This window comes from Amycolatopsis sp. NPDC089917 (assembly GCF_040684635.1).
In the GTDB taxonomy this organism is placed as follows: domain Bacteria; phylum Actinomycetota; class Actinomycetes; order Mycobacteriales; family Pseudonocardiaceae; genus Amycolatopsis.
Map to the genome: position 1 here is coordinate 37339 of NZ_JBFBGL010000035.1, position 9926 is coordinate 47264.

The window sequence follows — 9926 nt, forward strand, 5'->3', positions numbered from 1 at the left end:
GTGGACCCGCAAGCAGAAACCCCGGCGGGCGCCGTACGAGGCCGCCGTGATTCCTTCGGCGAGCTCTACCGCGCCGTCCCGTACGCGGCCCCGCCGCTCGGTCCCGGCCGCTTCCTTCCGCCGGTTCCGCATCCGGGTTGGTCCGGCGTCCGCGACGCGACCCGGCCGTCCCCGACGGCGCCCCAGCCGGTGCGCGACTTCGGCGCGCTCGACATGACCCCGTACTTCGGACCGGGCTGGGTGCGGGGCGAGGAGTACCTGACCGTCGACGTCTCCACGCCCGCCGCGGACGACGGCAAGCGCCCCGTGCTGGTCTTCGTGCACGGCGGCGGTTTCGTCACCGGCTCGACCCGCGCCGCGCTCTACGACGGGAAGGCGTTCGCGCGCGACGGCGTCGTCCTGGTGACGCTGAACTATCGCCTCGGCGTCCCCGGTTTCCTCGACCTGGCGGGCGCTCCGTCCAACCGGGGCCTGCTCGACGTGATCGCCGCGCTCGGCTGGGTGCGGGACACGATCGCGGCGTTCGGGGGAGACCCGGGCAACGTCACCGTCTTCGGGCAGTCCGCGGGCGCCACGCTCACCGGAGCGTTGCTGGCGACGCCGGAGGCCGAAGGGCTGTTCCGGCGGGCGATCGTCCAGAGCGGCAGCGGGACCGGCGCCTTCACCCCGGAACAGGCGGGACGGGTCACCGCCGCGGCCGCCTCGGCGCTGGGTGTCGAATCCACGGCCGCGGCGTTCGGGGAGATCCCGGACGAGCGGTTCCTGGCGATCCTCCCCGCGTTGACCGGCCTCGATCTGCGGACCGGAACCACGCCGGATCCGCTGGCCGGGCTGAGCCCGTTCAGCCTGGTGCTGCCGGTCCAGCCCGCCGACGGTCTTCTCGGCGGCGACGTCGATCTGCTCATCGGCACCAACACCGAAGAAGGAAACCTTTACGGCGTGGCGAATCCCGTCGCGCTCGGGAAAACGCTGTTCGGGGCCGGAACGGCGCGGATGACGCGGGCACACGCGCGGACGTCGAGCGGCCGCACCTACGCCTATTCGTTCGGCTACCGCTCGACGGCGTCGGGCGGACGGCTCGGCGCCGCCCACACCGTCGAGCTGCCGTTCGTCTTCGACGTCGCCGACGAGCCGTGGTTGCACGGGGACACCGGTCTGCTCGGGCCTGATCCCGTTCCGGACGGGCTCGCGGCGAGGATGCACGGCGCGTGGGTCGCCTTCGCGAAGACCGGGGACCCCGGCTGGGCCGAGTACGACGCCGTCGAGTTCTTCGGCTGACAGGACGTGCCAGGCCGGTGCCAGCGCCGTGTGCGGGGTCTGCCAGCGGTCCGCGACAGTCTCTGGAATGTCATTCCAGTCGCGAACCGAGGAGTCACCATGACCACCCCTGTCACGATCATCGGCGCCGGGCTCGGCGGCCTCACACTGGCCCGCGTCCTGCACGTCCACGGCATCCCGTCGACCGTCTACGAAGCGGAGACGTCCCCGACCTCACGCCTGCAGGGCGGGATGCTCGACATCCACGACTACAACGGCCAGCTCGCCCTGGAAGCGGCCGGACTCATGGACGAGTTCCGCGGCATCGTCCTGGAGGGGCGTCAGGCGCTGCGGGTCCTCAACGTCGACGGGACCGTCCTGTTCGAGCGGGGCGACGACGGCACCGGCGGCCGCCCCGAGGCGCAGCGTGGCGACCTGCGGCGGATGCTGCTCGACTCGCTCCCCGAAGGCACCGTCCGCTGGGGTCACAAGGTCACCGGTGCCCGGACGCTCGACGACGGCCGCCACGAGGTGACGTTCGAGAACGGCACCGCCGTCGTCGCCGAACTGCTGGTCGGCGCGGACGGCGCGTGGTCGAGGATCCGGCCGCTGCTCACCGACGCCACGCCCGGATACTGCGGGACGTCGATCGTCGAGACCTACCTGTACGACTCGGACACGCGGCACGCCGACGTGGCGAAAACGGTCGGCGGCGGGTCGATGTTCGGGAACGGGACCGAGCCCGGCTTGAGCATCAACGCCCACCGGGAAACCGGCGACACCTTGCACGCCTACGTGGAAGTCCAGAAGCCGCTGGAGTGGTTCGACGCGATCGACTTCACTGACGCCGAAGCGGCCAAAGCGCGGATCGTGGCGGAATTCGACGGCTGGGCGCCGGAGCTCACCGCGCTGATCACCGAAAGCGACATCGCGCCGATCCACCGTCCCGCCTACGCCCTGCCGTCCGGACTGCGGTGGGAGCGGGTCCCGGGGGTGACCCTGCTCGGCGACGCCGCTCATCTCGCGCTGGCGAACGGGGAAGGCGCCAACCTGGCGATGCTCGACGGCGCCGAACTCGGCAAGGCCCTCGCGGCGCGTCCCGGCGACGTCGAGGCGGCGCTCGCCGAGTACGAGCCGGCGATGTACATCCGCTGCGAAACGCCCATGGAGGAGGACTTCCTGCTCGAAAGCATCTTCGGCGACGAGATCCCCCAGCAGCTGCTCAACATTTTCGAGCGCCGGGATGGCTAATCTGGCGTGATGCCGGTCGGTGCGCACGAGGTCGAGGTGTTCGAGAAGGCCCGTGGCCGGTTGGAGGCGATCGCGTATCGCCTGCTGGGGTCGGCGAGCGACGCCGAGGACGCGGTACAGGACACGTTCCTGCGCTGGCAGTCCGCCGATCACGAGTCCGTCGAGACGCCCGAGGCGTGGCTGACGAAGGTGCTCACCAACCTCTGCCTCAACCGGCTCACCTCGGCGCGGGCGAGGCGGGAAACCTATGTCGGCCAATGGCTGCCCGAACCGGTTTTCCCGGGGGACCGGATGCTCGGCCCGTCCGACACCGCCGAGCAGCGTGAATCGGTCTCGATGGCGATGCTCACGCTGATGGAGCGGCTCTCGGCGAAGGAACGCGTCGTGTACGTGCTGCGCGAGGCGTTCGGGTACTCGCACGCCGAGATCGCCGAGGTGCTCGATGTCACCGAGGCGAACTGCCAGCAGATCTACCGGCGTGCCAAGCGACATCTGGCCGCCGACCGGCGCCGGGTGGAGGTCGACGCGGCCGCGGCCCGCAAGATCGTCGAGGAGTTCCTCGCCGCGGCGCTCAGCGGCCGCACCGAGGAGCTGGTGCGGTTGCTGACCGACGACGCGATCAGCATGGACGACGGCGGCGGCGTTCGGTTCTCGCTGCCGCGGCCGGTCATCGGCGCGCTGCGGGTGGCGAGGTTCCTGCACGGGCTTTTCGAGCCGAGCGCCGCCGAATGGTCGTTGATCGGCCGCGAGCCCGTCCTGTTCTCCACCGTCGCCAACGGCGCACCCGCGCTGGTGCTGATGGTGGAGGACAGGATCGCCGCCGTCGTCTCCTTCGACGTGACCGGCGACGGCATCGCGGCGATCCACACCCAGGCGAACCCCGCCAAACTCGAACGCGCGGCGAGCCGGTGGGCCACCTCCACGCGCAGGGAGCCGCTCGCCGTCGAGTGGTGACTCGGATCACACGCCGCTCCTGTCAGGTTTCGTGCCGCTATCCGGTTCAGGAAGCACCATCGACCGGAAGGGAACGATCATGATCCTGATCACCGGAGCGAACGGCGTCGTCGGACGTCAAGTGATGAATGTGCTGCTGCGAAAGGGAATCGCCGTCGGCGCGGTCACTCGCGGCGCGGACGGGGCCGGGCTGCCCGGCGACGTGAAAGCCGTCGCCGGGGACCTGGCCCGTCCCCAGTGGATCGACTCGGGGCTGGAAGGGGTCGACGCGATCCAGCTCAGTCCGCGGGCCACCGGCGACGGCCTCGAAGAGCTGCTGAAGCTGGCCGCCGGACGAGGCGTACGGCGCGCGGTGCTGCTGTCGGCGACCACGGTGGCGCAACCGGCGGGGGAGGCCCGCTTCGCCGCCCGGTTCGAGTACGCCGAAGACCTCGTCACCCGCTCCGGTCTGGAGTGGACGGTCCTGCGCCTCGCGGATTTCGCCGCCAACGCGCTGGCCTGGGCGCCACAGCTCGCGGCGGGCGACGTGGTGCGCGGCGCGTACGGCCGGGCGGCCACGTCTCCGATCCACGAAGCCGACATCGCCGCTGTCGCCGCGCGAGCCCTTCTCGGCGGCGTTCCGGCGGAGTCGGTGTACACCCTGACCGGCCCCGGATCGCTGGACCAGTACGAGAAAGTGCGGCTCATCGGCGCGGCCGCCGGCCGGTCACTGTCCTTTCAGGAGCTTCCACCCGAGCAGGTGCGGCAAGGGATGCTCGCGCAGGGACTGCCCGAAGAAATCCCCGCCCGCCTGCTCGGTTCCCTCGCGGACTACAGCGAACGCCCCGGCCCCACGACCACCACGGTGGAAGAACTCCTCGGCAGGCCCGCGCTCACCTTCGCCGACTGGGCGCGCGACAACGCGCCGGCTTTTCAGGCCCAGCCGACCTTCGCGTAGAACGGGGTGATCCACGCCCGGAACCGCTCCGCGTGGATCTCCTGGGCGGCGGCGATCACGGCGTCCGGGTCCTCGGCCGGTTCCAGGCCGCGTTCCCGGAGCCACTCGACGAACATCTCGTGCGAGCCGCTGTGGTCGTCGTCCTCCTCGCGGAAGTAGTAGGCCGAGTCGTGGTCGACCGTGATCTCGGCGTCGTGTCCCAGCAGCGGCAGGAAATCCCGGAAGTCGCGGGCGATGACGTGCTCACCGCCTTCGTCGCCGAAGACCACGACGGGCAGCAGGGCGACATCCGTCTCGTCGGACGAACGCCAGATCGCGTACATCGAGCCGGTCCCGTTCGCCTGGGCGAAGGGGATCAGCCGCGACAGGAACTCCGGATCGTCCAGTTCCCGGGGGAAGTAGCGTTCCTTGTCGTCGTAGCCGTACAGCTCGAAGCCGTCGGCGAGGAAGTCACGGGTCGAGTCGTACAGGTCCTTGAGCTCGTTCAGGACCGGGATCGGCGAATACACGCGGTCACCGTATGCCGGATCAGGCCGTCGGACGGCCCGCTCCGGCATAATCGTCGCCCTGCTTCCGGTAGGTGTGCACCTGCACCGCCTGCCCGGTCTGCGGGGCGTCGATCATCTGCTGGTTCCCGATGTACAGCCCGACGTGGTGGATCTTCGTGTTCGGCTCGCCGTAGAAGATCAGGTCGCCCAGCTGGGGGTCGGTCACCTTGCTGACGCTGTGGTACTGCGTGTGGGCGGTGCGCATGAGCTTGACGCCGGCGCTCGCGTACGCGGCCGTCGTCAGCCCGGAGCAGTCGAAACCGGGGTCGCCGCCGCCGGTGCCGTTGCCGCCCCAGACGTACGGCAGGCCGATCTTGTCGATGGCGAAGTTGACCGCGCTCAGCGCCGCCACGTTCGGCGGCTGCGGGCTCTGGCCGACGGTGCCGTAGACGTTCACGGTCGCGAGGGTGCGGTGCATCAGCAGCGGCGCGGGCTGCAGGGTGCTCACCGCGTTCCACCAGGTCTGGCCCTGGCCGAGGTCGCGGCCGCCCGCGCACAGGGCACGCCCGGCGGTCAGCGTGGCGTCGTCGATGTTCTGCGGGTTCGGTTTCGCGCCGTTCGCGGAAGCCTGGAACTGGTTCCACACCGACGGCGTCAGCTGCAGCGGGCCGCTGGCGTTCGCCGACGAGACGACCTTGTTGTAGAAGTCGCGGACCTCGACGGCGCCGAGCGGGACGGTCATCACGCCGTCGGCGTTCAGGCTCGACCCGGTGGCGCGGCCGTGGTCCGAGGCGATCTTCCCGAGCGCCGCGAGCGTCACCCAGGACAGCCGGCAGCCCGGCGTCTCCTTGCTCAGCGCGACGGTGGTCTTCGCGTAGCCGGTCATCGCGCGCAGCGGGATGTCGAGCCAGCCGCTGGTCTTCGACACCCAGGCGTCGAACTCCTGTCCCATCTGCTGCGGGACCTTCGGCTGTTCCTTCGGCATCTCCGCCGGGGCGGACGACGAAGGCGGCGGCGAGGGCGGAGTCGAGGACTGGACGGCGGCGGCCTCGGTCTTCGGCTCGTCCTTCGGCGCGAAGGTGATGGCGGCGATCAAGGCGGCGCCCGCGACGACCACGGCGGCGATGATCACCGGAAGTCTGCGGCGGCGGGAGGTCTGCTGCTCCATCACCGGCCTCCGGTGATCCGGCCGAGCACGAACTCACGGAAGGCGTCGACGTCGGTGGTCAGCGCGACGTCGATGGTGCGGCCCGGCACGGCCTGCGGATCGGTGCTTCGCAGCCTTCGCCGGTCCACGAGTGTCGCGCCGCGCGCGGGGCCGAAGCCGCACTCGACGTCCACGGGGTACGACTCGGTGTGGAGGATGCCCGGGCGGATCGCTTCGGCGACCGCGACGGCGTCGTGCATGACCATCCCGGGAGTACCGAGGATCGGGGTGTAGTGCTTGACGTAGGTCGGCGTGAGCCCTTCGAGTGCCGCGCCGAGCGGGCCGGACGCGGCGAGCTCGCCGAGCCAGCCGGTGTCGACCGAGCACTGGTGGGTGATGTCCAGCGGGACCAGCACGGTCGGGACGTCGCCGTCGACCAGCACCCGGCGCGCGGCCTCCGGGTCGCTCCAGATGTTGAATTCGGCGGCCGTGGTGGAGTTCCCCTTGGTCACCCCGCCGCCCATGACGACGATCCGGCCGATCTTCTCGCGGACCTCCGGATGCGCCGCCAGCAGCAGCGCGATGTTCGTGAGCGGTCCGATCGGAGCGATGGTCACCGGCTCGTCGGCGGCCTCCAGCAGGTCCACCAGCAGGCGGACGGCGCCGCGTTCGTCGAGCGGGCGCTTCGCCTCGGGCAGCGTGCCCGCGTGACCGGACAGGCCGTCCTCACCGTGCACGAACCCGGCGGGCTTGGCGTTGTCGTAGATCAGCGGCCGCGAGGCGCCGGCCGCTACAGGGACGTCTTCGCGGCCGAAGAGCTGCAGCAGGCGACGCGCGTTCGCGGTGGTGTGGCTCAGCGGGACGTTGCCGAACACCGTGGTCACACCGAGCAGGTCCACGTCCTCGGATTGCGTGGCCAGCGCCAGCGCGAAGGCGTCGTCGACCCCCGGGTCGGTGTCGATGATCAGCTTGGTGCCCATGCGCGTGCTCCCCTTTGCGGTCGGCGGCCTGATCACAGGTTACGGTCACCGGTATGACGTCCATGTGGGGTGCGCCCGCGCTGACGCGGCTCCGTGCCTGGGGCCAGGCCCGGCGCGATCCGCGGCAGGCGAAGTTCCTGACCAAGGATTCGCTGCGCTGGGTGCTGCGCAACCGCGCGTACACGCCCTGGTACCTGGTCCGGTACTGGCGGCTGCTGAAGTTCCGGGTCGCGAATCCGCACATCATCCTGCGGGGGATGGTGTTCCTCGGCAAGGACGTCGAGATCCACTGCCGTCCCGGCTACGGACGGCTGGAGATCGGCCGCTGGGTGCACATCGGCGACGGCAACGCCATCCGCTGCCACGAGGGTTCGCTGCGCATCGGCGACAAGGCGGTGTTCGGGCGTCAGAACGTGCTCAACGGCTACCTCGACATCGAGCTCGGCGCGGCCACTCTCGTCGCGGACTGGGTGTACATCTGCGACTTCGACCACGTCACCACCGACATCACCGTCCCGATCAAGGATCAGGGCATCGTGAAGTCGCCGGTGCGGATCGGGCCGGACACCTGGATCGGCACCAAGGTCTCCGTGCTCAAGGGCACCCGGGTCGGCCGCGGCTGCGTCCTCGGCGCGCACGCCGTGGTGCGGGGCGACATCCCGGACTACTCGATCGCCGTCGGTTCGCCCGCCCGCGTGGTCCGGAACCGGCAGGACGACTACGCCGCCGACGCCGCCCGCCGCGAGGCCGTCGCGGACATGGCGCGCAAGGCGAACAAGGCACTCCAGAAAACCCTGGGCGTGGACTCGTGACTCGCGTGCTTGGAGACGTGACTTGCGTGTTCAGAGACGGATCTCGCGTGTTCCGCCTTCAAGCACGTGAGATCCGCCTTCAATCACGCGAGTGCGGTTTCTGAGCACGCGAGTCACGCCTTCGCGCTCATCGAGAACTAGCCGCGCAGCTGTTCGCGGACCTCCATGAGAGCGAAGCCCAGGAGGTTCTGGCCGCGCCAGTAGTCGGGGCGGGTGGCGTTCTTGTCGTCGCGGGCGACGCCGCTGCCCCAGACCAGGTCCATCTTGGACGCCTCGACGATCACCTTGTCGCCCGTGGCCAGGAGGAACTCGCGCTCCTCGGCGTGCTGGCGGAACTTCTCCAGGTTGCCGTCGATGACGATGTCGAACCGGTGCCGTTCCCAGGCCTCGGCGTCGAAACCGGAGACCTCGCGGCCGAGGATCTTGGCGGTCTTGGGGTCCGGCGCCTGACGGATGGCCGCCGCGGCCTCGTGATCGCCGAACAGTTCGGCCTTGCTCGCCATCATGTAGTGCTCGGCCGTCGGGTACCGCTCGCCGTCGGCGACGAACGGCGCGAGCCACCACTGGCTCAGGCAGGCCGCGTTGACCCGGCCGCTCTTGAGCGGCGTGTGGCCGTAGAAGAGCTGGTACTCGGGCTCCGCGCCGCTGTGGACCAGCTCGCGCAACGCATCGAGACTCCGGACTCCGTCGACCTTGCTCACCATGGCGACCAGTGGACCATAAGCCACCGACAACCCGGTGAAGCACCCACTGGACCACTCTCCGCCGTGGCCTGGGCCGGTCAGTACATTCAGCATTCGTGCAAGGGATCGAAACGGTGAGCGCCCGAACGGTCGAAGAGGCCGCCAAGCGATTGGCCGGGGTGGTGACCCGCACGCCGCTCGAACCGAACGAGCGGCTCTCGGCGCGGGTCGACGCCCGGGTCTGGCTGAAACGCGAAGACCTCCAGACCGTGCGCTCGTACAAGATCCGCGGCGCCTACAACTTCATCGTCCAGCTGGACGATGAACACCGGGAGCGCGGCGTCGTCTGCGCGAGCGCGGGCAACCACGCGCAGGGCGTCGCGTACGCGTGCCGCCGTCTCGGCGCGGACGGCCGCGTCTACGTCCCCGGCACGACCCCCCGCCAGAAGCGCGAGCGGATCGCGACGCTGGGCGGCTCGCACATCGAGGTCATCGTCGTCGGCGAGACCTACGAAGACGCCTTCACCGCCGCGAAGCAGGACGCGGAGAGCACCGGCGCGACGCTGGTCCCCGCGTTCGACGCGCCGGAGACGGTCGCCGGGCAGGGCACGGTCGCGATGGAGGTCGTCGCGCAGCTCGGGTTCGTCCCGGACGTCATGGTGGTGCCGGTCGGCGGCGGCGGCCTGCTCGCGGGGATCGCCGCGTGGGCCGCGGAACGGGCGCCGGAGATGCGGATCGTCGGCGTCGAACCGGCGGGCGCGACCTGCATGGCGGCGGCGCTCGCGGCGGGTGAGCCGGTGCGGCTCGAAGCCGTCGACACCTTCGTGGACGGCGCCGCGGTCGCGCTGGCCGGATCGGTGACGTATCCGCTGGTCCGCGACGGCGGTGTCGAGCTCACCGACGTCGCCGAGGGCGCGATCTGCACGGAAATGCTCTCGATGTACCAGTCCGACGGCGTGATCGCCGAACCCGCCGGCGCGCTCGCGACCGCCGCGCTGGGCACGACGGTGAAAATCGACCCCGGCCAGATCGTGGTGTGCGTCGTCTCCGGCGGCAACAACGACGTCAGCCGCTACGGCGAAGTGCTCGAACGGTCCCTGATCCACGAAGGGCTGAAGCACTACTTCCTGGTGGGGTTCCCGCAGGAGCCCGGCGCGCTGCGGCGGTTCCTCGACGAGGTCCTCGGACCGGACGACGACATCACGCGGTTCGAGTACGTGAAGCGCAACAGCCGGGAGACCGGGCCGGCGCTGATCGGCGTCGAGCTCGCGCGGCCCGGCGACCTCGAAGGGCTGCTGCACCGGCTGGAGGTGAGCCCGTTGCAGGTGGAACGGGTGGAGCCGGGCAGCCCGCTGTTCCACTTCCTGGTGTGACGCCGCCCCGCCCTGTCCCCGGCCCCGGATGTCAGGAAAGGGTC

The 9926-nt window shown here is 70.4% G+C and carries 10 protein-coding genes; 6 read left to right on the plus strand and 4 right to left on the minus strand.

What is annotated here, in order from left to right; genetic code table 11:
- From AB0N89_RS24735 to AB0N89_RS24750, 4 genes are all read left to right on the plus strand, one after another.
- On the plus strand, positions 1-1278 hold the full coding sequence (locus AB0N89_RS24735) for a carboxylesterase family protein (RefSeq protein WP_364208265.1): 1278 nt from the start codon (positions 1-3) through the stop codon (positions 1276-1278).
- A gap of 99 nt (positions 1279-1377) precedes the next feature.
- On the plus strand, positions 1378-2508 hold the full coding sequence (locus AB0N89_RS24740) for an NAD(P)/FAD-dependent oxidoreductase (RefSeq protein ID WP_364208268.1): 1131 nt from the start codon (positions 1378-1380) through the stop codon (positions 2506-2508).
- 9 nt (positions 2509-2517) lie between these two features.
- Positions 2518-3462 (plus strand): RNA polymerase sigma-70 factor, encoded by a 945-nt coding sequence (locus AB0N89_RS24745; protein ID WP_364208271.1) that lies wholly within the window; start codon positions 2518-2520, stop codon positions 3460-3462.
- 79 nt (positions 3463-3541) lie between these two features.
- Positions 3542-4399, plus strand: a complete 858-nt coding sequence (locus AB0N89_RS24750; protein ID WP_364208274.1) for an NAD(P)H-binding protein — start codon at positions 3542-3544, stop codon at positions 4397-4399.
- Here AB0N89_RS24750 and AB0N89_RS24755 read toward each other — a convergent pair.
- The 3 genes from AB0N89_RS24755 to AB0N89_RS24765 are packed head-to-tail and all read right to left on the minus strand — an operon-like array spanning position 4375 to position 7014.
- Positions 4375-4908, minus strand: coding sequence for a hypothetical protein (locus AB0N89_RS24755; RefSeq protein ID WP_364208277.1), 534 nt, complete (start codon positions 4906-4908; stop codon positions 4375-4377). The genes AB0N89_RS24750 and AB0N89_RS24755 overlap by 25 nt on opposite strands.
- Positions 4909-4927: 19 nt before the next feature.
- Entirely contained in the window at positions 4928-6055 is a 1128-nt protein-coding gene (locus tag AB0N89_RS24760) for a C40 family peptidase (protein WP_364208280.1), read from the minus strand.
- Positions 6055-7014 carry a nucleoside hydrolase gene (locus tag AB0N89_RS24765; protein ID WP_364208283.1) on the minus strand — a complete coding sequence of 320 codons (960 nt, stop codon included), beginning with the start codon at positions 7012-7014 and terminating at the stop codon, positions 6055-6057. The genes AB0N89_RS24760 and AB0N89_RS24765 overlap by 1 nt, the downstream gene beginning before the upstream one ends.
- A 53-nt stretch (positions 7015-7067) precedes the next feature.
- Here AB0N89_RS24765 and AB0N89_RS24770 point away from each other — a divergent pair, with 53 nt between their 5' ends.
- On the plus strand, positions 7068-7826 hold the full coding sequence (locus AB0N89_RS24770; RefSeq protein ID WP_005167908.1) for an acyltransferase: 759 nt from the start codon (positions 7068-7070) through the stop codon (positions 7824-7826).
- A gap of 137 nt (positions 7827-7963) precedes the next feature.
- Here the strand turns inward: AB0N89_RS24770 and AB0N89_RS24775 are convergent, their stop codons facing one another.
- Entirely contained in the window at positions 7964-8530 is a 567-nt protein-coding gene (locus tag AB0N89_RS24775; RefSeq protein WP_364208286.1) for an NADAR family protein, read from the minus strand.
- A 95-nt stretch (positions 8531-8625) separates the two neighbouring features.
- Here AB0N89_RS24775 and ilvA point away from each other — a divergent pair, with 95 nt between their 5' ends.
- Positions 8626-9882, plus strand: coding sequence for a threonine ammonia-lyase IlvA (gene ilvA, locus AB0N89_RS24780; RefSeq protein ID WP_364208289.1), 1257 nt, complete (start codon positions 8626-8628; stop codon positions 9880-9882).
- The last annotated feature ends 44 nt before the right edge of the window (positions 9883-9926 follow it).